Raw genomic sequence first — 24224 nt, 5'->3', positions numbered from 1 at the left:
TTATCGTTTACTCAGTCTTAACCTTGTTGCCATATTCACGGACAATCTCGAAATGACTGTCATCGGATTTGACATAGCCTTCATGCGTGTAAATTTCGGAGATAATCTTGTGGCCTGCTTCGTCCTGGCCGATCTCGATAAATGCGGTTTGCAGCTTCTGAATCCATTCCGGGCTCATATCGGAGCGCACGGTGATCGTATCGTTTGGAATTTCCTCCGTATAAGTCAGTACACGCGTATCTTCAAATACGGTGGGGTAATCGTTCTTGACGACATTGCGGGCATCCTGGAAAATGGCAGCTGCATCGACATCGCCGTTCAACACGGCAAGGACAGCCTGGTCATGGCCTTTTACCGTAATCGGCTCGACGTCCTTCAGCGGGTCGATCCCGTTATCCATCAACACCGCGGCTGGCCACACATAACCGGCAGAGGAAGAAACGTTTTGGTAGGCGATTTTTTTGCCCTTCAGGTCGGCCACGGATTGGATGTCGGAATCCTTTTTCACGATCATCATCGCCTTGTAGAAATCCACAAGCTCATCCGTAGGCTCGCCGGTTTCATCCTTGACGCCATAACGTTGGGCCTGCAGAATAACCTCAGCAGCGCCTCTCTCTTTAGCAAGAACATACGCGGTTGGCGGCAGGAAACCGACGTCCACCTTTTTGGAAGCCATCGCTTCTACAATCGTGTTATAGTCAGTCGATACGCTGACCGCAACGGGGATCCCGATTTTGTCGGACAGCAGCTTTTCGAGCGGCTTGGCTTTGGCTTCAAGGGTATCGGCATTCTGGGAAGGAACGAATTGGACAGTCAGTTTATCAGGGACATACCCGGTTGATTCTGTGGTCGTGCTGCTGCCTGTATTTGTGCCTTGCGAGTTCTCCTGACCGGCGTTCGCCGCGACTTTGCCGCCGGTGTCGGTATTACCGCCGCCGCATCCGCTGATGACAGCGACGGACAATAACAGGGGCATGGTGAATTTCATCCATTTTTTCAAAACAATGACCTCCATTTATAAGTTAATGACATGTCTTACCTGCTCCACTATAAGGAGGGAGTGTTAATGGTCTGTCAATGAAATGATAACTCTTTGTAAAGTTTTGGAATTTTAATATAAATCTGCATTTCAGTTGATAGAATGGCTTGAATATGTTGTGAACAGGAGAGATGGTATGAATCCGACGAATAAAATGACGATTACCGTGCTGGCCACCAGCGACTTACACGGACATCTGTACCCTACGGATTACCGGACGCGGGACGAAAGGGAGATGGGGCTCGGCAAGCTGGCGTTCCTGATCCGTGAAGAGCGGCTTATCCATCCGGAACTGCTGCTGATCGATAACGGAGATTTGATTCAAGGCTCTCCGCTGGCTTCCTATGCAGTTAATAGCAGAACGGATATCCACCCGTTGATTGGTGCGCTGAATGAGCTGGGCTATGATGCAGCCGTTCCGGGTAACCATGAATTCAATTATGGTATGGAGACGCTTGAAAAAGCGGTGCAGGATTCCCGGTTTCCTTGGTTGTCTGCCGGAATCCGGTTGCAGGATAGCAAGGAGCCCGCCTTTGGAAAGCCTTATCTAATCAAACACATCGGTGGTATCCGGGTGGCGGTTCTGGGCGTTACGACACACTACATTCCGAACTGGGAGAATCCGTCCCACATTCAGGGTCTCGAATTCCTAGACGCATTGGAAACCGTGAAGGAATGGGTGCTGCACATCCGTCTGGAGGAGCAGCCCGATGTGATGATCGTGGCGTACCACGGCGGATTTGAGTGCGAAATGGAAACCGGGGAGCCGGCGGAAAGCATCACCGGGGAAAACCAGGCTTATGCCATGTGTGCCGAGGTGAAGGGCATCGATGTGCTCATCACCGGGCATCAGCATCGACTGCTGGCCACGCAGGTGCACGGAGTGACAGTTGTCCAATCCGGCTTTAATGGACAGGCCATCGGCAAAATCAGTGTAGATCTCGTACAGAAACAAGGTCGCTGGGTTATCGTTGAGAAGCGGGCTGAGCTGCTGCGACCAGAGCACGGTACGGCGGCCGACACGTTGGTGCTGGCTTCCAGCCTGGATATGGAAGAACGGACCCAGGCATGGCTCGACGAGCCGATTGGACGGGTAGAGGGTGATATGGGCATAAACGATCCTACGACCTGTCGGCTAGCAGAGCATCCCTTTATCGAGTTCATCCATCGCGTGCAGATGGAATATGCCGGAGTCAACGTTTCATGTGCGGCATTACTCAGTGAAGATTCCAAGGGGTTCGGAGAGGTTATAACAAGACGGGATATCCTTACGAATTTCATATATCCGAATACGTTGGTCGTTCTTCGTCTGACCGGACGCGACATCCGGGACGCGCTGGAACAGACAGCCTGTTATTTTACGGTCGGCCCGGGAGGAACCCCTGCCGTGAACCCAGCATATGTGAAGCCGAAACCACAGCACTATAATTACGACATGTGGGAAGGCATTGAATATACATTAAACATTGCATGTGCGCCGGGATCAAGGGTCAGCAGGTTGAAATATAACGGCGCAGACTTGATTGACGAGATGGAGCTGGATGTGGTCCTGAACAGCTACCGGGCAAGAGGAGGAGGGGACTACAGCATGTTCCAAGGGAAGAGAGTGATACGGGAGATACTGATCGACACCGCGGAGTTAGTGGAACAGTATATCTCGGAGCGCGGAAGCATCCCAGCTGCCTGTAATCACAATTGGAAAATTGTCATAGAGAGGCACTAGCTTGCTGGTGATCGTTAACTTAAGGAGAGACTTTAAATCGATCAACTTGTTTCACGAAAACCGTCCTTACCATCGCGCTTGCGTACTAATTTATTTAGCCCTCTTGACTTTATACCTAACTAGAGAGTTTATACTCTAACCAATAATCAAGATAGAGGGTGAAAGCATTGTTTAAAATCAGCGAGTTTTCCAGGCTGAGCCGAATTCCGTTACAAACTCTGCGCTATTATGATCAGCTCGGAATCCTGAAGCCGGCCATGACCGATGAATCGACGGGATATCGGTATTATTACGCCGAACAACTACTGGAGATCAACCGTATCGTCATATTTAAGGAATTGGGGTTTACATTACAGCAGATCGCGCAGCTCCTTCATGAAGATATATCAACAGAACAGATTCGCGGCATGCTGAGGCTCAAGGAGAGTGAAATCGAGCGGCAGCTTGATATTGAGCGCTCTAGACTTGTCCGGGTAAAAGAAAGGATGCAGCTCCTGGAACGTGAAGGAAAAGTAAATAAAAAACAAGAGGTTGTCTTGAAGCGTGTTGAAGCCTTGCACATGATCACTTATGCTTCCCATGGCACCGTTGAGGAGATCCCAAGCCTTTTCGAAATGTTCGATGGGCTGCATGATGGCCGAGCCAAGTCTCTATTATACGGTCCGCAGACGTTGTTGTGGAACGTATCCGGCAGCAAGGAACATGTGTTTGAATTCGAAGCCGGTTATGCCGTGAAATCGGACACCTTCAAGCTGCCAGAGCATCTCCAGTATCGATTCCTGCCCTCTGAGACCATGGCCACGATGTTATTCCGCTCGGATTCGGTGTACTCCGAATCGGCCTGCTTGGATCTCGCCGAATGGATTGAGCAGCATGGTTATCTCGTTCGAAGCGACCAGCCCGGAAGAGAAACCTATGTGCCTTTATCAGGTGAGCCGGGGGTTTGTCTCATCGAAATTCAAATACCGATTGAAAATAATGAAGAGGAACGCGCATGAATAATAAATGGATCGTTTATTTGCTTGCCCTAGCCGTGTTTCTCATTGGGACGATCGAGTACATCATAAGCGGAATTCTTCCCATCGTAGCGGAAGATCTAGGCATTACGACATCCACCGCTGGATCATTCGTGACGACATTCGCCCTTTCCGCAGCGATAGGCGCACCCGTTGTGATCGCCGCAACCATCCGGGTGGACCGAAAAAAAATGCTGCTCGTCATGCTCGGCATATTTATTTTCAGCAGCTGTCTCGTCTATGCTAGTGACTCACTTGAAATGATGCTGATGACTCGAATGATCCAGGGACTCAGCGGTGGAACTGCCACGGTTATTGCAATGGCCGTAGCCACGCGTATGGTTGAAGAACGGAATCGGGGCCGTGCTATCGGCACCATATTGATGGGACTTAGCAGCTCCCTGGTGCTCGGCGTGCCGATCGGCACGTTCTTAAGCGAAACCATGGGGTGGAGAACCTTATTCATCATTGCTGGCTTGCTGATGGTGATTCCGTTCTTGGCAGTCGTTTCCAAAGTTCCGTCCATTACTGAGCAAAAGGCCATTACACTTAGAATGCAGCTGTCGATATTAAAAGATAAAAAAATGGTGCTGGCTGTAGTCATTACGCTGTTCTATATCGGAGGATATTCATCGCTATTTACGTTTATATCCCCCTATCTGCAGCTGAATAGTGAGTTATCCGCAACGGCACTTTCCGTTATTCTATTGATTTCGGGGATATGCAGCTTTGCCGGCTCCAAATTCGGAGGGGGGATAGCGGATATGAAGGGATCCAGATTCACGATCTACACCGGACTGTCCATCCAAGCAGGAACGTTGCTGCTGTTGTCTTGGTTCAACGGCTCGATCTACGCTGTAGTTCCTTTAATCATGTTATGGATGGCCGCCACATGGGCAACTTCCCCGGCGCAGCAGTTGTATTTAGTTACCCTGGTCCCGCAATCGCCCGATATTGCCTTAAGCGTCAACACTTCGTTTATCCAATTTGGCTTCGCCCTCGGCTCAGGAATCGGCGGGTTGGTGATCAGCAGCTCCTCCATTGACAACCTGGGCTGGTCCGGGTTTTTCATGGTTTTGGTGTCGCTCTTGCTAGCAGTCCGATTGTTCGCTAACGATAAAAATACTGAATATGCAATGAGGGCATAGGGGAACCAACAAGGATTTATCTAGGTGGTTTAAAAAACATAACTATGACAACCTTTGTCACTATTAGCAGATATGATGAGCTTAAGGATGATCATCACATCCTCCATCAAAAATTGAACTGAGTTTCTTAGGAAGGGATGAACCAATCATGTATACAACCGTTTCAGATTTTATTACAGAATGGCAGAAAGAAGCAGAATTAACGCAAAAGGTGTTAGACAGTTTGACGGATGAATCCTTACAACAGCAAGTATATCCTGAAGGCAGGACGCTGGGGAGAATTGCTTGGCATTTCGTAACAAATGCCCCTGAATACTTGACTGAATTCGGGCTTGTTCTCGATCAGGTACAAAATTCTGATAAAGTACCCTCCGCGAACCAAATCGCCGAGACCTTTAGAAAAATAAGTTCTGAAGTAGTAACAGCTCTTGAAGCACAATGGACGGATGAAACTTTAAAACAAATTCAAAATGCTTTTGGACGTGAGGAATCGAATGCTACCATCTTTATGGGATTGATCAAACACATTGCTCATCATAGAGGACAGGTTACCGTTCTTATGCGACAGGCGGGATTGAATATTCCCGCGGTATATGGACCTTCAAAAGAAGGCTGGATACAAATGGGAGTAGCCAACCCGCCACTTTAAACATGAATATAGCTCGGAGAACAAGAACATATACGCATATGAAGTCGCGAACAATCGCGGCTTTTTTGCTTTAACGATATTAGTTCATGAACAAATATCATCCCCGCATTGCAGTTTTTATAGTAAAATGGAATTTGTGGGTTTTATCATAGGTTAGTGTCGTGACTTTAGCGGAAGAGGAGTTATTGAGCAAGTGAAAAAGTTATATTCAACATGGTTCGGAAGTTATTGGAGCCCGTATCTGGTTATGGTTCTGGCCGGTATTCTCAGCGCGGTCTACTTCGGAATCACCCATACGGTGTGGGCAGTAACCGGTGAGTTTACCCGTCTCGGGGGACATATTCTGGAATTCATCGGAGTGGATGTATCGGATTGGGCGTATTTCGACCTCGTCCATATGAACGGAACGACATGGACGCGGACCGACGGCTGGATCGTATGGGGCATGTTTATCGGAGCCCTCATTACGATTCTGCTGAGCAGCAATTTCAAGATCCGAATGCCGAGACAGAAACGGCGGTACGTTCAGGGATTTGCCGGCGGAATCATCGCGGGCTTCGGAGCCCGGCTGGCTCTGGGCTGCAATCTCGCAGCCTTTTTTACCGGCGTGCCTCAATTCTCCCTTCATTCCTGGATCTTTATCGTTGCTACCGGCGCGGGCACATTCTTGGGTGCTCGGCTGGTTAACACAAGATGGTGGAAAGGGAAGCCCGTTCTGAAAATGGGCGGTACCGTGCCTTCCGTTAAACCGGGTAAGAACCGGCAACCCCTATTGGGAGGTGTGCTGGGTCTTGCGTACATCGGACTGATCGTATACTTCTACGCAACAGGCCGCACGATGTTGGGGACAGCCGCCCTTTTCGGAGCGGCATTCGGTATTCTGATCGAACGGGGGCAGATCTGCTTTACTTCCGCTTTCCGCGATCTGTGGATCAGCGGCCGGGCTACGATGTCAAAAGCGATTGCCGTCGGTATGGCGGTCAGCTCTGTCGCTATACTTATCGTTATTCTTGTATACGGTCTGGACCCGATTACAAAAATTGCCGCCCCAAGCACCTTTATTGGCGGATTGCTCTTCGGCTTGGGTATTGTTATGGCCGGCGGTTGCGAAACTGGTATGATGTACCGGCTGATGGAGGGACAAGTTGTCTTTTTACCCGTGTTTATCGGCAATATAATAGGTGCAACTGCATTGGCATATGCATGGGATCATATGGGGGTATTTAACCTTCTCGTGAAGAGCGGCTCGCCTATCAACCTGATCACCGTCATGGGTCCGGCGGCTGCACTGATGGTTACGCTGCTTGTACTCGGGGGCGGATTCGCTGTCGCCGCATACTGGCAAAAAAACTACCGCTTCGGCGTAGGATTCAAGAAAGGGGATGCAACCCATGTCCGTTGATTTCACACTGGATCTCCGAGGGGAATCTTGTCCTTATCCGGTCATCTACACACTCGAAACACTCCGTGATATGAAAAAAGGGCAGACGCTTCAGGTCATTTCGGACTGTCCGTCCGCTTTTCGGAACGTGCCGGAGGAAGTCGTTAAACACGGCTACACCATGGCACAGGAGCCGGTCAAAAACGGCCAGGAATTCAGCCTGTTTATCCAGGCGTAATACTATTATCATAATTGCTTAATAAGCCTCCCTCTTAGAGGAGGCTTTTTTTATGTGAGACTGTTCTGCGGCAACTGAAAGCAACATGAAATGTTATCCTTGATTACTGGTTAACTCGGAAAATGACTTTATAATGAGAACAAAGGATGTGATCCATATGATTAATATGAATTTGAAGAAATTGCGAAAAAAACACCGATTCACCCAAGAAGAAGTTGCCGAAAAGATCGGCGTTTCAAGACAAGCCGTTGCGAAGTGGGAAAGTGGAGAGACTGTACCGGATATTCAGCATTGTACAGCTCTTGCGGATTTGTATGGCGTGGTATTGGATGATCTGGTCCATTATTCCGATAAGCATTCAGAAATCGGCCTGCGGCCGAAGGGAAAACATATTTTTGGAATGGTCCGGGTCGGGGAACGTGGACAGATCGCAATTCCCAAAAAGGCCAGGGACATATTCGATATACGCCCTGGTGATAGCCTGCTGGTTCTGGGTGATGAGGCGCAGAAGGGAATTGCCATTATGAAAAGCGAAGGCTTGCTGCAGTTTGCAGAGGATATATTACATGCGCAGACATACGAGGAGGAAGATGAGTGATTGCCATTCAAACGAAGAATTTAACAAAAAGATACAAGACCAAAACCGCCGTTGATTCTCTTAACCTTAAGATCGAGCAAGGCGAGCTGTTTGCACTGCTTGGCGTGAATGGTGCAGGAAAGACGACGACGATCAAGATGCTAACCTGCCTCAGTAAGCCGAGTAGCGGCGACGCCGCTTTATTAGGAGACAGTATCGTCGCCAATCCGTATGCAGTAAAAGAAAAGATTAATGTATCCCCACAGGAAACGGCTGTTGCTCGGAATTTGTCTGTGAAAGAGAATCTTGAGTTTATTGCAAAAGTTTACGGATTTGAACGTCCATCTATAGCCGTTAAGGTGGAAGAAATGTTGGATACTTTTAGTCTTCGCGAGGTGGCTCAAGATAAAGCCAAAACATTATCAGGAGGAATGCAAAGACGACTTAGTATTGCCATGGCCCTGATTTCCAACCCTTCGATCCTTTTCCTAGACGAACCCACACTCGGACTGGATGTCATCGCAAGACGGCAGCTTTGGACGGCTGTTAAAAAACTGAAGGGAAAAATCACCATCATTCTCACAACTCACCATATGGAGGAAGCAGAAGCGCTTTCGGATCGAATCGGGATTATGGTGAAAGGGAGATTAAAAGCAGTTGGAACTGCTGCAGAATTAACAGCAAAGACAAACACACTAACACTTGAAGATGCATTTGTATCATTAGCTGCATTAGAGGAGGCAACGGGATGAGATCAGCAGCATTTGCCACACGAAACCGCAAAGAAATGGTTAGAGATCCACTGAATTTGGCATTTGGCATCGGCTTCCCATTGGTTATTCTGTTGCTGCTCTCAGCCCTTCAACAGAATATTGAAATTGAACTATTTGTCATTGATCATCTTGTTCCGGGCGTTGCTGTGTTCGGTTTCTCCTTCATTTCACTTTTCTCTGGGATGCTCATAGCCAAAGATAGAAGTTCCTCATTTTTGATGAGATTGTATACGGGTCCGCTAACAGCACCGGATTATATCTTGGGATACACATTACCATTAATTCCAATGGCGATTCTCCAAGTTGCCATAACCTTTGTTGCGGCATCTTTCTTGGGCCTGCAAGTAACTTTGAATGTTTTGCTCTCCGTTATTGTGCTCCTTCCAACAGCAGTATTATTTATAGGAATCGGGTTGCTGGCAGGCAGTATATTTAATGATAAGCAGGTAGGCGGTATATGTGGAGCGTTATTGACGAATCTGAGTGCATGGCTTAGCGGCACTTGGTTTGATCTGAATCTTGTCGGCGGTTGGTTTAAAGAGATTGCGTATGTTCTGCCCTTCGCCCATGCGGTTGACGCGGGAAGAGCCGCTATTTCAGGTGAATATGCTTCGATCTTACCTCATCTGTGGTGGGTGATTGGATATTCAGCGGTTATCATGGTCGCAGCCATTTTCGCGTTTAGGAAGAAAATGAGTGGTGACAACGATTAGAGGATGGACTCAAAGAGAGGACGACCCTAGATACAACGAGAACAATTAATGGATCACTCGGTAAGCTTACGGGCTGTAGAGTTTGAAAGGCTGTCCAAGTTATTTCGAATGACTTGGACAGCCTTTTTATTGGGGAAGTTCGCATGGAATCAGTACTTGATTTTAAGTGTATCACCATCAAGATAAACCCCTTCGGAACGCATAATCGGCAGCTTCTGTTCCGCCGAAAAGCCGATGGTTTCTCCGTCCCTTAGTGTAACGTTCTGTTTAACGATATATAAAGAAATATCCATAAGGAATTCACGAAGCTCGGCAGGTGTCACCTGGCTGTCCAGCACCTCGATCTCATCTTTACCAAAGGCTCTGAGTCCATAGGTATATCCGTTGACTCCGGATTCCGTACGAACGAGCCCGATGTACACCAGATTTAACAGCGGAAACAGATCGTCGGATTTCATGGTTTCAGCCATTTCCACAAAGAGCTCGGGCTGAAATACCGTGCCGGATGAATAGAGACCGACGGCATTAGGCAATTTCAAACAGCTCGCCGCCAGCTTGGTGTATATCCTGCCGCTATCAAGCGGGGAGGCAGCACGCGAAAACACAGCCAGAATAAGCTGACTGACATGGGTTTTGGTTACCTCTACAGCCTCTGGCCACAGGTAATTTCCTTGCGCGTAATGCTCAGCTTCGCCATCCGGTACCGGAGCGTCAACGAAGCTGACCGCGACCATGCAGCCGTCTGCCTCAAAGACAAGAATACCTTCCTTCTCCTCTCCGGAGCTGCCATTCTCCGGGGAAGAGGAAATATTCCAATCGTGCAGAAGATTTGCTTTGATCTGCTCCAGGTCGCATTCCGATGAGTTCAACAGAACGAAGCCGTTAAATATACCGGATGATTCATTGGAGTCCATCGGGTTATCCTCTGGAGCTTCCCCTGCCTCATAGAGTGCCGCCTGCTTCATCCAATACTCACGAATCATGTTAACCATGGCTGCAGCTTCCTGTTCCGCCGTGGCAGAATGATAGGGCTGCATCTCACTGAATACATGTCCGCAATGCTCGGTGTCTGAGGGATGTTCATAACCGCCGCAGACGCCGACCAGCCATTTGCCAAACAGGGTCTTCTTATATTTGAAAATATAATAATGCATGTCGTGAAGATCAAATTCCCCCGCTAATTCGATTTTGCTGGGTTTATGACCGAGCTCTCGTTCATTTGCCAGCCATTCGATCATGGAATCCATAGCTGCTTGTTGTTGAACTTTCATTGTGTTCCTCTCCTTATATATGTGCGATAATATAACTGTTATATTCTACCAATTGCCACGGAGTTGAGCAATACCATACACACCATGTTGAATATATTTTTACATCCATACAGAGATCAAGGAGGTGGGCAGGTGGAACTTTTAAAGGTTTCATATGAACAGAAAACAGTATTACGTAACCTCATGGAACTCTATCAATACGATATGAGTCATTATGAAGCTGAGAGTGAGAATGACGTTAATGAATATGGCCTGTACGATTATAAGTATTTAGACCATTATTGGACGGAAGAGGGGCGTTATCCTTACTTTGTTATACAATCAGGGAAGCTGGCCGGATTTGTATTGGTGAGAGAAATAAAAACAGCAAGGGATTCCATGCGAAAGTACTCCATGGCGGAATTTTTCATCTTAAAAAAATACCGAAAGCAGGCAATTGGTAAGAAAGCAGCCTTTAAAGTATTCGAAACGTTTAAGGGCAGCTGGAGTATTGCCTGGTTGGAAAAAAACCTGTCAGCCCAAGCATTTTGGACAAAAATCATCTCAGAATACACGAACGGCGAATATTCCGAAACAACGTTTTCAGGTAACCCTGCAATTGAATTTAATGCCTAAAGGATTGATCCCATAATCTCTAGGATAGAACTTCTTGAACGTCACCGGATTGGGAATCTTAGTACGGAATACACCAATCGTAATCTGGGGTGATTTTGATTTTATGGAGAATCGTTATCCATGGTTAAACGTCGTTTTCTTGTCCGCGTTTTTGTTCATTGGTTTCTATCTGATCACGTTTATTGTCACGGCAACAAGCTATGGTTTGTTCTTTGCAGAACCGGCGGACCGGTCGAGGGAGTACTCCTGGATTTATTATGGGATTCTTTTCTCAGTGTTGCCTTATCTGCCTATGGGGGCCATACTTTACAAATTTATTCGACATAGGCCATGGATACTCACGCTGCATGTAGTAGGGCAATGTCTACTCATTGAGAAGGGGGGCTTCGTCTATTTAGGAACGCTGCTAGGCACAGGATACCCGTGGTATGGACGTAACTTTCCTCGGTCCGGATTCGGTGTACTTTGTGAAGAACTGCCGATGTACTGTGGCCATTATGCCTGGAACTATACCTTACTTGGCTCAGCTATAGCTCTGGGGGCTTTTTATTGCGGCACCTTGATATCGAAATAACAGCTCGTTCGAAAATATGACGCATACGCATGATGAGCCATTCCAGATCATGATCCATTCAATTCGCAGGATTACCGAGAATCCCGCTGAAATACCCAGGAGCCGGAATCCCTCATCGATAAATTTCACGATGATAAATCAGATAAAGATGAAGAAGCTCATTATAAATCCGATCGGGACGGTCGCCTAACCATCCTCCACTGAATATATATGAAGTATCAGATGATTCAAGAGAGGATGTTGGCCTTGCAAGCAGTTTCTCATGATCCAGATCAAGGGTGGATCGCCTATACATCGAATCGTGCCGGATCGTTCGACATTTGGCTGTACCGACCGCAGGATAGACTTCATGTTCAACTTACCCGGGGACTTGGCGCAGAATTCTCCGTTCCCTATTGGTCGCCCGACAGCAGGAGAATTGCATTTATCGGAATTGGAAATGTGGTCCACTTGCTGGATACCGCCGCGCTTACTGTAGCCAGGATCGACCAGATCGAACCTTACACGCTGTTGGACTGGTCTCCTGACAACCGGTCTCTGGTGTATGTTAAAAACGGCCGAATCGTCGTTTATGATACGTTAACACATCGGAGCTATACCATCTCAGAACCTGGAGCTAGCGATGTCAAATGGTTTCCTTCGGGGACGGAGCTTCTATTTGCGGCTCCGGATGACGGCGGCATCACGCAGCTCTTCCGCATGCGGACCGATGGCGCGAATCGGAGACAAATCACACGGAATACGAATGGACCGCTCCATAACGTTCGGATATCCCCGGACGGTGCCTTCGCACTTTATACATTCCCTGGTGCAAGCATCTCCCTGATATCAACCGTCGATCTGGCAACCGGAACCGTCTATACACTGGAAGGCGGACCGCTCGCCAAAAACTATTTTCCGTCATGGTCACCGGATTCCCAGAACATCGCCTACAGCGCAACCGCTTATGAAGAGCCATATTATTATTCGCTTATCCAGATTGACAGCCGCACCGGACAGAATCAAAGGACGATTGCGGTTTCCGACTGTTTTGCCACCCCTGTCGGGTGGTCGCCGGACGGTGCGAAAATCGCGTATTTATCGGGATGCGCAGGTGTTGAAAGCGCTAGTCAGCTATGGATAGTGGATATCAGGGATCAGATGCCGGTGAACGTCGTCAGCGGCGGGCGTATTACCGCCGTGCAGTGGTCTCCTCGCGCCAGAAGGCTTCCGGAAAACATTTTCACCAGCCTCGTTTACCGGGTATCCTTTCCATATCCTGCAAACTGGCGTCAGGTAAGTGAAGAAAGATACGAAGGGGCCGACGGTTTTTTTCAGGTATCCGCGATTTCCTCGAGTGACCCTATTACCGAAGTATGCCACGCCGAAGCTTTTCATCCATTGATGCCTTACGGCTCATCACCAACTATTATCAATGTGAAGGTGCAAAATCAAGACGCGTGTTTCATTTTTCCGTCAGCCGACCAGCCAGCAGAGATGAATCAGCAATCCGCCCTGATCGTAAGATACCCGCGTCCTGTCCAAATTGGGGAAACGTTCTACAATTATTTTATCTTGTACGCTGACGTCAACCATATCCGTCAAATTGGTGCGCGGTTGTCGTTTTTATAATGCTAATCAGTTCTCTAGATGAACAGTTCGAATAATTCCTACTTGACAGGTGGAATTAATCGGTTTAATCTAGCCACAGGTATCACCCTTCAGTCATCATTAAATGATCATTCATTATCTTAGCATTGAATGATAAGGTCAGCCGATTGGTCAACCAAAGGCTCCTGTTTACTCCTTTGTCGTTAATACGACAAAAGGGGTAGATAGGGGTCTTTCTGTATTTTCAAGAGTTAGCTGTGGGGGATAAGGACTGTCAAACGGAGGTTCATGACCCGAGAAAGGAGCGACATGGAAGAGAAGAATTGGGACTTATTGGAGGAGGCCGATTGGCATTTTCGCAAAGTGGTACGCAGGTTTGTCAAAGAACGTGACAAGATTTCGGTAGAAGGCATCTCCTTGCCAGGTTTGTTGATTCTCAACACGATATTCCGGGACGGTGAGCAGAGGCTTGGCGAGCTGGCGGAACAGCTCGACTTCACATCCGGTGCGGTAACGGCGATATGTGACAAGCTGGAGATCTCCGGGTTCGCGATCAGAAGGCGTAGCAAGACGGACCGGAGAGCGATTTCCTTAGATATTACAGATGCAGGAAGAGAGATGCTGCAGCGTAATGAAAATGTTGGCGGGTATATGATTGACCTCATCTTCGGCGCATTTTCGCACGAGGAGCTCAGGGAACTTATTCATTATTTTAAACAGCTGAGTGAACATCTTGAAGGTTTCTCGGATTCCGCGCTTCAACAGTGTGCTATATTCACCCAGCCAAAAGAAAGGAATGTTCAAGGTAATCGCGGCTCCGTGAAACGTTCAAATACCTTTATTTCTTACTGAAAATCAAATTTGAAAGGAAGTTGTGACGATGGGACATCCGACGATTTATCCAACAGGTACAACGGTTTATAATCCGGAGAAGACTTGGAGCGGTTACACGATATATCAAGCAGCGGATACAGGAGCTTTCCTCATTGACATGAATGGGAGAGAGGTTCATTTGTGGAAAGGGCTTCGAGGATTTCCCAACAAGCTGTTTCCGGGTGGTTACGTGCTGGGAAGCACCTCAGAGCGCGACCCGAAATACGGGTTTCAGGATGAAACCAATCTGGTGCAGGTCGACTGGGACGGCAATATCGTCTGGAAATTTGACCGTTATGAATACATAGAGGATCCGGGGCATCCGCCGCAGTGGATGGCACGCCAGCATCACGATTATCAGCGAGAGGGCAATCCCGTTGGTTATTATGTTCCAGGGCAAGATCCGAAGGTGGATTCGGGCAATACGCTCATTCTGGCCCACAAAAATGTGAAACGTACCGAGATATCCGACATTGAGCTGTTGGATGATACGATCATCGAAGTGGATTGGGAAGGAAATGTGGTGTGGGAATGGGCCGTTAGCGATCACTTTGATGAACTGGGATTTGATGAGGATGCAAAGTTCGCATTATCCCGCGATCCGAACACCCGCGGCTTTGGAGCTCATGCGGGCGATTGGATGCACATTAATTCGGCATCGGTGCTCGGGCCTAACAGATTCTATGATTCGGGGGACGAACGCTTCCACCCGGATAATATTATCTGGGATGCCAGAGAAACGAATATTATTGCCATCATTGATAAAAAAACCGGGGACATCGTCTGGAAGCTTGGCCCTGATTATTCCACGGAGGAAACGAAGCATATCGGATGGATTATCGGACAGCATCATGCCCATCTCATACCACAGGGACTTCCGGGCGAAGGGAACATTTTGATCTTTGATAATGGGGGCTGGGGCGGTTATGGAAAGCCGAATCCGGAAGCGATGGATGGTTTGAAAATAGCCCGGCGTGACCATTCGCGCATCCTGGAAATCAACCCCGTTACGTTAGAGATTGAATGGCAATATACGCCGACGGAAGCCGGATTTCAGGCTCCGCTCGACTCTTACCGCTTTTACAGCCCGTATATCAGCTCGGCACAGCGGCTTCCCAATGGCAACACCCTGATTACCGAAGGGGCTGACGGGCGAATATTCGAAGTGACACGAGAATTCGAGCTGGTGTGGGAATATATTTCGCCGTATAAAAACAGCCGCAACTCCAACATGGTCTATCGTGCATACCGGGTTCCATACGAATGGGTACCTCAGCTTGAATTGCCCGTTGAGACGGAGATTGCCCCGCTGGATGTTGCCGATTACCGTCTGCCGGGGGCCGCGCCGAGAGGTGCCGTTACGAGCGTGGAAGTCGAAGGTACAATCTCATACGGTGAGGGCGCGCTTTGCGTGGCCAGAACGGATGAAGTCGTGCAAAAAGAGAGGGATCGGGATGAGTAGAAACCAATCTTTGAAGCAATGGAGTTTTCGGATTCTGTCGGTGATTCTTATCATGAGTATGCTAAGCGGATGCGGCAATGCTTCGGGTGAGCAGCAGGGGAATCGGCTCAAACTAAAAATCGCGGACATTTCCACCAATACCGTGTTTCGTGTGGCAAAAAGCAAGGGTTTCTTCGACAAACACGGAATTGATGCCGAATTGGTAAATTTCGCTACGCCGGCTGAAGGCGTGAACTCCTTATTCATCAAACAGGTAGACGTTGCGTTCGGAGCGGACTTCCCGCTCCTGAACGCTGTCAGCAAAGGCGAATACTCCATCTTCGCTTCATCAGGAACGGCAACGGATGTAAGTGCGAGCGAATGGAAGCTGTTCGTTCGTAAAGAGATTGAAAGCGCTGCGGATCTCAAGGGGAAAAGGTTAAGTTTCTCAAGAGGCACTTTCATCCCCTATCTATGGGATGTGTATTTGGCCGAAAACGGAGTTGCGCTCTCGGATGTGGAACTGATCGGACAGGGAGGTTTCGACGAGGCGTATGTGGCTCTCAAAAAAGGCGACATTGACGCCGCCTGGGTATATGGAGCAGTGCTGAACGAGAAGTTCGGTGCGCTTACCGAAGCCAAAAAATTGTCGGATATGTCCAAGACACCCGTAAGGCTTGGCACCGGATTGATCGCTTCGAATGAATTGCTCAACAGCAACAAGAAAGGTTTCATAGCGCTCCTGAAAGCGCTGGATGAAGCGTCAGCTTATGCCCAGGCGCATCCGGAGGAAACGGCTGACCTGATGTATGAAGAAGTCAAGCAGCCGAGAGAAGCGACGCTAAAGGATCTGCCGAAGAATCCATGGAATCTTGGTTTTACGGAAAAAGCCTACGAAGGATTACAGGGACAGAAGGAATATATGGTGGATAACGGTATCCTTGAGAAGGATTTCGAGCTGAACGAGAAATTGAATCTGGATTTGGTGAGGGAAGCATTCCCGGATCGAGTCATTGAACTGAAGTGAGGAGATGAAGACGATGAGAGCAGCGTCAAGGCAGAATGAAATCCACATTGAACAGTTGAATAAAAGTTACGTACAGCAAACCTCGGCAGGTGACTTGCACTTTATTATCCAGGACGTCAATCTGGCGGTAAAAGGCGGCGAGTTCTTTGTTCTGCTGGGTCCAAGCGGGTGCGGTAAGTCGACGCTGCTTAGTTTGATCGCCGGCTTTGTATCCAAGACATCGGGTCAGGTAAGAGTAGGCGAGAAGGAGGTGGATCGTCCGGGCCAGGATCGTGCCGTCGTATTTCAGCAAGCCGACTCCTCCTTGTTCCCATGGCTGACCGTCAGAGAAAATGTGGAATTTGGACTTCGCATGAAACGCATACCTGCCGTAAAGCGAAAGGACATATCCAACCAGTTTATTTCGTTAGTAGGTCTTACGGGGCATGAGAGCAAATATCCACGCGAGCTGTCAGGCGGTATGAAACAACGGGTACAGCTGGCGAGGGTATTATCCAATGATCCCGCGATTTTGCTCATGGATGAACCGTTCGGCGCATTGGATGCGATGACAAGGCGGACGATGCAAAGAGAGTTGGTACGCATATGGCAGGACACGGATAAAACCGTCATCTTCGTGACGCACGATATTCAGGAAGCCCTTCTACTCGGAGGACGTATCGGGATCATGTCAGCGGGTCCGTCCTCAAAAATAACGGATATCTACGAGGTGCCTCTCGCCTATCCGAGAGATATATCTGATTCGGCTTTCCATGCGCTGTATAACCAAATCCAATCGCATTTTGACGAGTAGAGAGGAAGGGAACCCATGAGCAAGAAAATTAAGAAATGGTCGCTTCATATCCTGGTGTGGATTGCTGGTCTTGGCATCTGGCAGTTGCTTTCCCTTGCGTATGGGCCTGAAATTCTGCCGGGTCCAATCTATACTGCCAAGGGCGGATATGAATTGTTGACGGACGGCACCCTGATTCAGTATATCGGGATCAGTTCGTACCGGGTGCTGCTCGGCTGGACCCTCGGAAGCCTGATTGCAATTCCGGCCGGACTCATCATCGGAAAGGTGGGACCGGTCCGCGCTTTCGCCGAACCTTTCCTCAATTTCATCCGGTTCATTCCGCCGATTGCCTTCATCACCTTGTTTCTGGTCTGGTTCGGCATCGGGGAAACATCGAAAGTTATGCTTATTCTGTACGCAACCTTCTTCATTGTGGTATTAAATACGTTGACGGGTGTCTTATCCGTAGAAGAGGATAAGATTCGCTCTGCCCGCAGCATGGGGGCATCCGAGTGGCAGATTGTGCAGCATGTCATCATTCCTGCAACGGTCCCTTTTATGTTTACCGGCATCCGGCTTGCCATGGGAACCTCGTTCATGGCGATTATCGGGGCAGAGATGATCGCGTCCAATGAAGGCGTGGGGTATCTGATCTGGAATTCACGTTTGTTCTTCCGCACGGATTGGATTTTTGTCGGATTGATTTGTCTGGGATTGATGGGGTTCATAACGGACCGTGCCGTTGGACTGCTCGGGCGCAAGTTGTTGTCCCGTTACGGGGTGATTAGTACGAATTCACTGCGTCGTTGAGCGTGGTGCAATATACGAAGCAGCAGTTCCCTCTTATGGATGGGGCTGCTGCTTTTTCAAATTCCCTGGTTATTTGGAATAATGGATCACCATGCTTAACCGGTTTATGGAGGCGCCCGAGTTATGGTAAACATGAGGTTTATCGGCCTTAAATCGAATGGATTTACCTGGAGTCACCGTATATTCCTCGTTTTCGACACGAATGGTGAGTTCTCCTTCGAAAACGGTAATAAACTCTTCCGTCCCCTCAATGTGAGCCTCTGCACTTAAATAACCGCCATGCTCCATTTCTAATGAATACATCTCGAAGCGTCGTCCGTCCTCATATGGGAAATAAGGATAAATCCGAACTTTTCCGTTATCCTCCACCAGCGCTTGGACCTCTTCTTGAGATACCACGACCGTATCGGAATGAGGCTCATTGATTAATGACGTAAAAGAAAGCTTTAACCCGTTCGCGATTTTCCATACGGTTGTTATCGAGGGACTCGATTCTCCTCGTTCGATCTGGCCCAGCATCGTTTTGCTGATGCCAGTCATCTCCGCGACTTTATCCAGGCTTAGCTTCCTTTGCTCCCTTAGCTGCTTCATATTATTCGCCAATATTAAATGAACCGGTCTCAACATCATACACCGCCTTTTTTTAATTGTGCGTTATAACATACATGTTGTATAATCATAACGTACGGACGCTATGACGTACAATTATTACTACTATAACATACGCGAAAGGAGGGAGCGCGTGTTCATCGTTTCGCTGTTGACCTATGCGATTGTCGCTTCATTTACGCCCGGACCCAACAACATCATTTCGATGACGAATGCACGGAGCCATGGATTTAAGAAAACGATGCGCTTTATCGGAGGGGTAGCAGCTGGATGCTTGGTCATTATGCTGTTGTCCAGCTATTTCAATCTGGTATTATATCCATTCATCCCGAAGATCAGGTTTGTTATGAATATCATCGGATGCTTGTATCTGATCTATCTTGCCATAAAAATCATGCAGAGCAAGCCCCCTCATGCAGATGATAAGGCACGTGGATTTAATACCTTTTATTTCGGGTTCATCTTCCAGTTCATGAATCCAAAGGTTATTTTATACGGGATAACAGCTGTATCGACCTTCGTCATGCCGATCTCTACTTCCCATACGCAGTTGATATCCTACTCGTTCTTGCTCACAATCGTCGGCATTTGTGCCAACATGACCTGGGCGTTATTCGGTTCGCTGTTCCAGCGTCTGTTATCCCGATATGAGCGCCCGTTTAATATATCGATGGGACTGCTTCTGCTTTACAGCGCATTTTCTATTTATGCCACGAACTGATTTGCTAGCTACATCGTCATGTCATCGCTCCTCAGCCAAAAGAACAAGGCTTCCCCGAATCACAAATCCGGAAAGCCTTGCTCAGTTTTATTCGAAAATGTTGGAGATCTGCTCTTTCAGTTTGTTAGCAGATGCATGGAATTGGGTTAGTTCCTCGTCATTAAACTCGAGATTCAGAATTTCCCGAACGCCTGTACGATCAACCACACAAGGTACGCCTAAGTATACATCAGACACACCGTGGTAGTCCGTGAGCAGCGTGGATACATTGAGAACGGAGCCCTCATTTTGCAAAATGGAGACAATGATCCGATCGAGCGCCAATGCGATTGCATAGGAAGTGGAACCCTTGGCGTTAATGATTTCATAAGCCGCATTCTTGGTGCGGTCGAAAATATCTTCTTTTTCATTGTCTGACAGATCGATCCCGATCCCCGCGATGTTGGCAATGCTCCAAAGCGGCAATTCGGAATCACCGTGTTCCCCGACGATATGGGCGTGAATACTGCGCGGATTAATGCCTTTGTTTTGACCAATCAAATAACGGAAACGGGCGCTATCCAGCAAGGTACCGGAACCGATCACGCGATTGACCGGGAAGCCGCTCTTCTTCAACGTGACGTAAGACAGAATATCCACCGGATTCGTAGCCACAAGAATGATGCCGTGGTCATTGTATTTCACGATGTTTTGGATAATATCGTCAAATATCGCCGTATTTCGCTTCAATAAGTCTATTCGCGTCTCGCCGGGTCTTTGGTTGGAGCCTGCGGCAATGACAATGATGTCTGCATCCTTGCAATCGCTGTAATCTCCAGCCCACAGCTTAACGCCTCCGGCAAAGGGGAGGCCGTGATTCATATCCAAGGCTTCACCAAGAGCTTTGTCATGGTTCGCATCGATTAGTACCAGTTCAGATACTCTTTCGCGTAAGAATAAAGTGTACGCAGTCGTTGCTCCTACAGCTCCAGTACCAATGATCACCACGCGGGACGGACGCTGAGCTTCATTTTTTGTCATAAGTGTTTCTCTCCCTTGTACTGAGTTAATGAAATTTGGTGAGTGGTATACTTCTGATGAATTACCCTAATAAAAGGAAGCCGGAACAGTAACTCCCTAAGGCTTCATCGATAGTAATGATAACATATTCAGGAAGATTTAAGCAGCGGGATTGTGATCAATTTCATCCTGTGTGTTCATTTTTAACTTTGACAATGCCAGAAACCACACATCTTTATCAGAGGAGGGGATCACGCTTTTGCCATACGCGGTCATAGGTTTTTATCGGCAATTCTATCCGGTATAAACGAAGTAAGCAATTGCCTTATTTCCTGAATCATGACCTTCTGATATTCATTACCGTCATGGTAAAGCTCGCCGATTTTCTTGTACGTTTGGTCCAGTTGTTCTTGATAGGATGCAGCTTGTTTATCGGTGTGGTTCCTTTTGAACTCGTCCATGACGTTCTGGATGTACGCCGGTCGTGCGCCCCAGGTTCCGTATACTTCTCCTGTGTTTGCATGGAGAAAGACAGCAATCGGCTGTGCGCGTCCGCCATCCGTTAGAAAAAGGTCCATTGTTTCCATATGATCTTCCATGATGAGCACGTCGGACGGGATTCGGCTGTATTCCAATATTCTAAATAGGACAGGAACATTCCATATGACATCCGGACACCAATCCGTACAGAGGATCAGGCAGTGCAGATGGTTGAATGGGTTTCGCTCAGTAGTGAAGAATCGCTCATTCTCTTTGTTATCCCACTGGAAGCGATCATATAATTGTCTGAATAATTCCTTCGTATTGGGGATGCTGCTCAATTTCATTTCCCGAATCTTCATATTCTCCATGAATTGGAGAGGCTTTAAACCCTGGCCGATTTTATGTTGGAGATAGAGGGGATGAGACATAGGATCATACGTCCTTTCATAACGTAATAGATTCATATTGAAATACATTCAAGTTAACGTTAGCTTAAGACAAAACTGACCATACAGAAATGGTCAGTTTTTATCTGTTTATAAAAGTCAGATGTACTGAGTGTTGTGTTACCGAATGAAGCGATTCGTGAATTAGGATGCGCAACATGGGCTGAGTTTCATGTATAATTCATTAAACATACCTACCATAACGACAGTGAATTTTATTAATATAATGCCTGAGGTGGTCCCACTTGTTTGATATTCTTCTACCCGAGCAAAGCGAGTTCCCATTATACCAGCAGTTATATCTGCAAATTCGTGAGGGTATCCGTAATGGGGCCATTCCCGACGGACAACGATTGCCTTCCGTTCGTGCCCTCCAGCATCAGCTCAATATAAGCAAAACGCCGATCGAGACGGCTTATCAAATGTTAACGTCTGAAGGGTATGTGATCAGCAAACCGAGGTCGGGGCTATATGTCATAAATCCATACAAGGAACTATCTCGCCATCATCAACAGCAGCCCCCCTCTATAACAACGATGTCAGTTATGCATTCCTACGGGCACTCGAATCAAGGTGTTATTGACTTTAATCCCACTCGATTAGATCCAGCGTCTTTTCCGGTACGAACCTGGAATAAAATGCTGAAGGAAGCGCTGGAACAGCATGTGAATGAAATGGGAATGTATGGGGATCCGCAGGGCGAATACGGGCTTCGCACCGTGGTTTCCGAATACTTGCGAAATTCCAGAGGGGTTATTTCAACACCTGATCAAATTGTGATCGGAGCCGGCACAGCCTATAGCATGGGGCTGCTTTCCAGAGTACTGCCAGGACTTAAGCATATTGCGGTTGAGGAGCCGGGTTACAGCTTGGTACGAGATCAATTTCACTTGAATGGCTGTGATTTACTTCCGATTACGCTTAGTGATAAGGGAATTTCGCTTGACCAGCTGGAGAGCAGCCACGCACAGCTCGTATATGTAACACCATCTCACCAGTTCCCGACGGGAAGCATCATGCCTTATCCGGAGCGGGAACGATTACTGGAGTGGGCCAATGCCAGAAACGCATACATTATCGAGGATGATTATGACGGCGAGTTTCGTTACCAGGGAAAACCGATTCCTTCCCTGCAAGGATTGGATCATAATGGGCGGGTCATATACGCCGGCACGTTCTCGAAAGTGTTGACTCCGACATTGCGTATGAACTATCTCGTTTTGCCACCGGCGCTGCTGAATCAAATATCCCACATGCGTCGGGAAGTATTCTTTGCCCCTTCACGCGTGGAACAGTGGGCAATGACCGCGTTTTTTAAACAGGGGCATTGGTACCGTCATATTCGTAAAGTGCGTAATCTTTACAGGAAGAGACATCATCAGTTGATTGAGTTGATCGAGGCTTACCTTGGCAGGTTTGTTGAAATTACGGGTCAGAATTCAGGGCTCCACATTCAGCTGATCGTCAAAAAAGAAGTCTCCTCGGAGGAATTGATTGAGAAGGCAGCGAACCTCGGGGTTATCGTATACGACCTGCGAAAAATGTGGATGAACCACCAGCAAGTTTCGAACCAGTTCCCGAGGTTATATATGGGATTTGCAAGCTTGAACGCAGCTGACATGGAAAAGGGGATACGGCTTCTGCAAAAGGCCTGGAACATGGATTGAACACGGCTTGTTTATACCTGTCTTTTATAAAACGATGAAACTGACCATTTCATAAGGGTCAGTTTCTTGTTTATGATAAGCAAAAAAGTAGGAGTGCATGCTATGATCACCCAAAGTGAGGTAAGGGCATATTTAAACCGTTTAGGCATCTGTGATATTCAGTCTCCGACGAAGGAATATTTGTTCGAGCTGCATAAAGCCCACGTGGCACGAATACCTTGGCAGACCTTGGATATTTTTGCTGGGAAACCGACATCCATCGATATACAGGAATCGGTACAACTTATGATCCATCATCGAAGCGGTTATTGTTTTCATCTGAATGGAGCCTTTACGGCACTTCTTCGAGCCTTAGGTTATAAGGTATATTGGCATCGGGCAGGAGTACAGCCATTAGGGCAAGAACCACGGATTAACGGCTTCCATCTCGGGATAACGGTAAGTCTATTGAAAGAACAACTTGGGGAAGAAGAGCGGTGGCTCGTGGATGTCGGTCTTGGCGATATGCCATGGGAACCGATCCCTTTGAAATTCGGAGAATACATACAGGGACCTTTTCAGTATACGCTTGAGCCGTCTCGCATAACGGATCGTGGATGGAGACTGATCCATGACCCCAATTATTCATATGTAGGCGTAGATTATGCCCCTGATGTTGTGAACAGCTTGGAACTATTTAAATCAAACCATACATTCTATAGCCGATCACCGGAATCCCCATGGATGGATCTGTTTATTGTCAGGCAGAGGCACGAGCAGGGCATGAACGAACTCAAAGGCTGCATATGGAGAAAGTGGAGCGGCAATACCCTTGATAAGATAGAGATTTCATCGAAGTCGGAATGGTTTGAGATCCTGGCGAACATATTTAATGAGCCGCTCGTCAACTATTCTATAATCGAACGGGACCTGATATGGGATAAGGTATATAGGCAGCATCAGAATTGGAAGAAGCTTATGGAGAATGAGCGAGTATAGAATGCGTCGAATGATTCACATTATTTCAGTACTCAAGCTGATCCTCAGCGGCATAGAACACGCTAAACCAATCTGTCACTTGAATACC

25 protein-coding genes are annotated in these 24224 nt (G+C 47.7%); 20 read left to right on the top strand and 5 right to left on the bottom strand.

The features are described 5' to 3' along the window. Positions 1-7: 7 nt before the first annotated feature. Positions 8-1015 carry a phosphate/phosphite/phosphonate ABC transporter substrate-binding protein gene (locus ACQKPA_RS06485; protein WP_427490504.1) on the bottom strand — a complete coding sequence of 336 codons (1008 nt, stop codon included), beginning with the start codon at positions 1013-1015 and terminating at the stop codon, positions 8-10. Between the two features lie 160 nt (positions 1016-1175). Between ACQKPA_RS06485 and ACQKPA_RS06480 the strand changes: the two genes are divergently transcribed. The 9 genes from ACQKPA_RS06480 to ACQKPA_RS06440 all read left to right on the top strand — a co-directional run bounded on the left by ACQKPA_RS06480 (position 1176) and on the right by ACQKPA_RS06440 (position 9257). Continuing rightward, positions 1176-2762 (top strand): bifunctional metallophosphatase/5'-nucleotidase, encoded by a 1587-nt coding sequence (locus ACQKPA_RS06480; protein ID WP_427490502.1) that lies wholly within the window; start codon positions 1176-1178, stop codon positions 2760-2762. A 167-nt stretch (positions 2763-2929) separates the two neighbouring features. Then, complete coding sequence (locus ACQKPA_RS06475) at positions 2930-3760, top strand: MerR family transcriptional regulator (protein WP_427490500.1); 831 nt, start codon at positions 2930-2932, stop codon at positions 3758-3760. Continuing rightward, positions 3757-4926 (top strand): MFS transporter, encoded by a 1170-nt coding sequence (locus tag ACQKPA_RS06470; protein WP_427490498.1) that lies wholly within the window; start codon positions 3757-3759, stop codon positions 4924-4926. Before ACQKPA_RS06475 ends, ACQKPA_RS06470 begins: the two co-directional genes overlap by 4 nt. Positions 4927-5074: 148 nt before the next feature. Continuing rightward, a complete protein-coding gene (locus ACQKPA_RS06465) occupies positions 5075-5575 on the top strand; it encodes a DinB family protein (protein WP_427490496.1) in 501 nt (166 codons plus the stop codon). 193 nt (positions 5576-5768) lie between these two features. Continuing rightward, positions 5769-6977, top strand: a complete 1209-nt coding sequence (yedE, locus tag ACQKPA_RS06460) for a selenium metabolism membrane protein YedE/FdhT (protein ID WP_427490494.1) — start codon at positions 5769-5771, stop codon at positions 6975-6977. Continuing rightward, the gene (gene yedF / locus ACQKPA_RS06455; protein WP_015735163.1) at positions 6967-7194 is read left to right on the top strand and encodes a sulfurtransferase-like selenium metabolism protein YedF; all 228 of its coding nucleotides are present in this window, start codon (positions 6967-6969) and stop codon (positions 7192-7194) included. The genes yedE and yedF overlap by 11 nt, the downstream gene beginning before the upstream one ends. Before the next feature lie 157 nt (positions 7195-7351). Then, on the top strand, positions 7352-7792 hold the full coding sequence (locus ACQKPA_RS06450) for a helix-turn-helix domain-containing protein (protein ID WP_427490492.1): 441 nt from the start codon (positions 7352-7354) through the stop codon (positions 7790-7792). Beyond that, positions 7792-8523, top strand: coding sequence for an ABC transporter ATP-binding protein (locus tag ACQKPA_RS06445; protein ID WP_427491682.1), 732 nt, complete (start codon positions 7792-7794; stop codon positions 8521-8523). The genes ACQKPA_RS06450 and ACQKPA_RS06445 overlap by 1 nt, the downstream gene beginning before the upstream one ends. Next, a complete protein-coding gene (locus ACQKPA_RS06440; RefSeq protein WP_427490490.1) occupies positions 8520-9257 on the top strand; it encodes an ABC transporter permease in 738 nt (245 codons plus the stop codon). Before ACQKPA_RS06445 ends, ACQKPA_RS06440 begins: the two co-directional genes overlap by 4 nt. A 149-nt stretch (positions 9258-9406) precedes the next feature. Here the strand turns inward: ACQKPA_RS06440 and ACQKPA_RS06435 are convergent, their stop codons facing one another. Continuing rightward, the gene (locus ACQKPA_RS06435) at positions 9407-10528 is read right to left on the bottom strand and encodes a DUF4261 domain-containing protein (protein WP_427490488.1); all 1122 of its coding nucleotides are present in this window, start codon (positions 10526-10528) and stop codon (positions 9407-9409) included. A gap of 132 nt (positions 10529-10660) precedes the next feature. Between ACQKPA_RS06435 and ACQKPA_RS06430 the strand changes: the two genes are divergently transcribed. From ACQKPA_RS06430 to ACQKPA_RS06395, 8 genes are all read left to right on the top strand, one after another. Further along, the gene (locus tag ACQKPA_RS06430; protein ID WP_427490486.1) at positions 10661-11143 is read left to right on the top strand and encodes a GNAT family N-acetyltransferase; all 483 of its coding nucleotides are present in this window, start codon (positions 10661-10663) and stop codon (positions 11141-11143) included. A 34-nt stretch (positions 11144-11177) separates the two neighbouring features. Then, positions 11178-11717 (top strand): hypothetical protein, encoded by a 540-nt coding sequence (locus ACQKPA_RS06425; protein WP_427490484.1) that lies wholly within the window; start codon positions 11178-11180, stop codon positions 11715-11717. A 237-nt stretch (positions 11718-11954) separates the two neighbouring features. Further along, positions 11955-13328 carry a TolB family protein gene (locus tag ACQKPA_RS06420; RefSeq protein WP_427491680.1) on the top strand — a complete coding sequence of 458 codons (1374 nt, stop codon included), beginning with the start codon at positions 11955-11957 and terminating at the stop codon, positions 13326-13328. Positions 13329-13616: 288 nt separating this feature from the next. Then, complete coding sequence (locus ACQKPA_RS06415) at positions 13617-14159, top strand: MarR family winged helix-turn-helix transcriptional regulator (RefSeq protein WP_427490482.1); 543 nt, start codon at positions 13617-13619, stop codon at positions 14157-14159. A 28-nt stretch (positions 14160-14187) separates the two neighbouring features. Next, positions 14188-15642, top strand: coding sequence for an aryl-sulfate sulfotransferase (locus ACQKPA_RS06410; protein WP_427490480.1), 1455 nt, complete (start codon positions 14188-14190; stop codon positions 15640-15642). Positions 15643-15694: 52 nt separating this feature from the next. Continuing rightward, positions 15695-16648: an ABC transporter substrate-binding protein gene (locus ACQKPA_RS06405; protein WP_427491678.1), complete on the top strand. Its 954-nt coding sequence runs from the start codon at positions 15695-15697 to the stop codon at positions 16646-16648. A gap of 13 nt (positions 16649-16661) precedes the next feature. Beyond that, positions 16662-17441, top strand: a complete 780-nt coding sequence (locus ACQKPA_RS06400) for an ABC transporter ATP-binding protein (RefSeq protein WP_427490478.1) — start codon at positions 16662-16664, stop codon at positions 17439-17441. A 15-nt stretch (positions 17442-17456) separates the two neighbouring features. Further along, entirely contained in the window at positions 17457-18233 is a 777-nt protein-coding gene (locus ACQKPA_RS06395; RefSeq protein ID WP_427490476.1) for an ABC transporter permease, read from the top strand. Positions 18234-18302: 69 nt separating this feature from the next. On the opposite strand, the gene ACQKPA_RS06390 is transcribed toward ACQKPA_RS06395, so the two are convergent. Beyond that, complete coding sequence (locus ACQKPA_RS06390) at positions 18303-18857, bottom strand: helix-turn-helix domain-containing protein (RefSeq protein ID WP_427491676.1); 555 nt, start codon at positions 18855-18857, stop codon at positions 18303-18305. 118 nt (positions 18858-18975) lie between these two features. Between ACQKPA_RS06390 and ACQKPA_RS06385 the strand changes: the two genes are divergently transcribed. Further along, positions 18976-19563 (top strand): LysE family transporter, encoded by a 588-nt coding sequence (locus ACQKPA_RS06385; RefSeq protein WP_427490474.1) that lies wholly within the window; start codon positions 18976-18978, stop codon positions 19561-19563. Positions 19564-19650: 87 nt separating this feature from the next. Here ACQKPA_RS06385 and ACQKPA_RS06380 read toward each other — a convergent pair whose 3' ends face one another. Continuing rightward, positions 19651-20583 (bottom strand): L-lactate dehydrogenase, encoded by a 933-nt coding sequence (locus ACQKPA_RS06380; protein ID WP_427490472.1) that lies wholly within the window; start codon positions 20581-20583, stop codon positions 19651-19653. Between the two features lie 251 nt (positions 20584-20834). After that, on the bottom strand, positions 20835-21404 hold the full coding sequence (locus ACQKPA_RS06375; protein ID WP_427490470.1) for a thioredoxin family protein: 570 nt from the start codon (positions 21402-21404) through the stop codon (positions 20835-20837). 332 nt (positions 21405-21736) lie between these two features. Between ACQKPA_RS06375 and ACQKPA_RS06370 the strand changes: the two genes are divergently transcribed. Both ACQKPA_RS06370 and ACQKPA_RS06365 read left to right on the top strand, forming a co-directional pair. Continuing rightward, the gene (locus ACQKPA_RS06370; protein WP_427490468.1) at positions 21737-23158 is read left to right on the top strand and encodes a PLP-dependent aminotransferase family protein; all 1422 of its coding nucleotides are present in this window, start codon (positions 21737-21739) and stop codon (positions 23156-23158) included. Positions 23159-23260: 102 nt separating this feature from the next. Next, positions 23261-24136, top strand: a complete 876-nt coding sequence (locus ACQKPA_RS06365; protein WP_427490466.1) for an arylamine N-acetyltransferase family protein — start codon at positions 23261-23263, stop codon at positions 24134-24136. The last annotated feature ends 88 nt before the right edge of the window (positions 24137-24224 follow it).

The sequence above is a fragment of the Paenibacillus sp. NPDC093718 genome (genome assembly GCF_050279985.1).
GTDB lineage: Bacteria > Bacillota > Bacilli > Paenibacillales > Paenibacillaceae > Paenibacillus_AQ.
Note: the sequence above shows the minus strand (reverse complement) of the source record. Positions and strands in the feature narration are given on the sequence as shown.

Coding starts and splice junctions, on each gene's coding strand:
- ACQKPA_RS06465 (WP_427490496.1), top strand. CDS start 5,075: ATGTATACAACCGTTTCAGATTTTATTACAGAATGGCAGAAAGAAGCA.
- ACQKPA_RS06375 (WP_427490470.1), bottom strand. CDS start 21,404: ATGAAGATTCGGGAAATGAAATTGAGCAGCATCCCCAATACGAAGGAA.
- ACQKPA_RS06435 (WP_427490488.1), bottom strand. CDS start 10,528: ATGAAAGTTCAACAACAAGCAGCTATGGATTCCATGATCGAATGGCTG.
- ACQKPA_RS06440 (WP_427490490.1), top strand. CDS start 8,520: ATGAGATCAGCAGCATTTGCCACACGAAACCGCAAAGAAATGGTTAGA.
- ACQKPA_RS06410 (WP_427490480.1), top strand. CDS start 14,188: ATGGGACATCCGACGATTTATCCAACAGGTACAACGGTTTATAATCCG.
- ACQKPA_RS06485 (WP_427490504.1), bottom strand. CDS start 1,015: ATGGAGGTCATTGTTTTGAAAAAATGGATGAAATTCACCATGCCCCTG.
- ACQKPA_RS06400 (WP_427490478.1), top strand. CDS start 16,662: ATGAGAGCAGCGTCAAGGCAGAATGAAATCCACATTGAACAGTTGAAT.
- ACQKPA_RS06480 (WP_427490502.1), top strand. CDS start 1,176: ATGAATCCGACGAATAAAATGACGATTACCGTGCTGGCCACCAGCGAC.
- yedF (WP_015735163.1), top strand. CDS start 6,967: ATGTCCGTTGATTTCACACTGGATCTCCGAGGGGAATCTTGTCCTTAT.
- ACQKPA_RS06380 (WP_427490472.1), bottom strand. CDS start 20,583: ATGACAAAAAATGAAGCTCAGCGTCCGTCCCGCGTGGTGATCATTGGT.
- ACQKPA_RS06420 (WP_427491680.1), top strand. CDS start 11,955: ATGTTGGCCTTGCAAGCAGTTTCTCATGATCCAGATCAAGGGTGGATC.
- ACQKPA_RS06470 (WP_427490498.1), top strand. CDS start 3,757: ATGAATAATAAATGGATCGTTTATTTGCTTGCCCTAGCCGTGTTTCTC.
- ACQKPA_RS06450 (WP_427490492.1), top strand. CDS start 7,352: ATGATTAATATGAATTTGAAGAAATTGCGAAAAAAACACCGATTCACC.
- ACQKPA_RS06405 (WP_427491678.1), top strand. CDS start 15,695: ATGAGTATGCTAAGCGGATGCGGCAATGCTTCGGGTGAGCAGCAGGGG.
- ACQKPA_RS06365 (WP_427490466.1), top strand. CDS start 23,261: ATGATCACCCAAAGTGAGGTAAGGGCATATTTAAACCGTTTAGGCATC.
- ACQKPA_RS06415 (WP_427490482.1), top strand. CDS start 13,617: ATGGAAGAGAAGAATTGGGACTTATTGGAGGAGGCCGATTGGCATTTT.
- ACQKPA_RS06395 (WP_427490476.1), top strand. CDS start 17,457: ATGAGCAAGAAAATTAAGAAATGGTCGCTTCATATCCTGGTGTGGATT.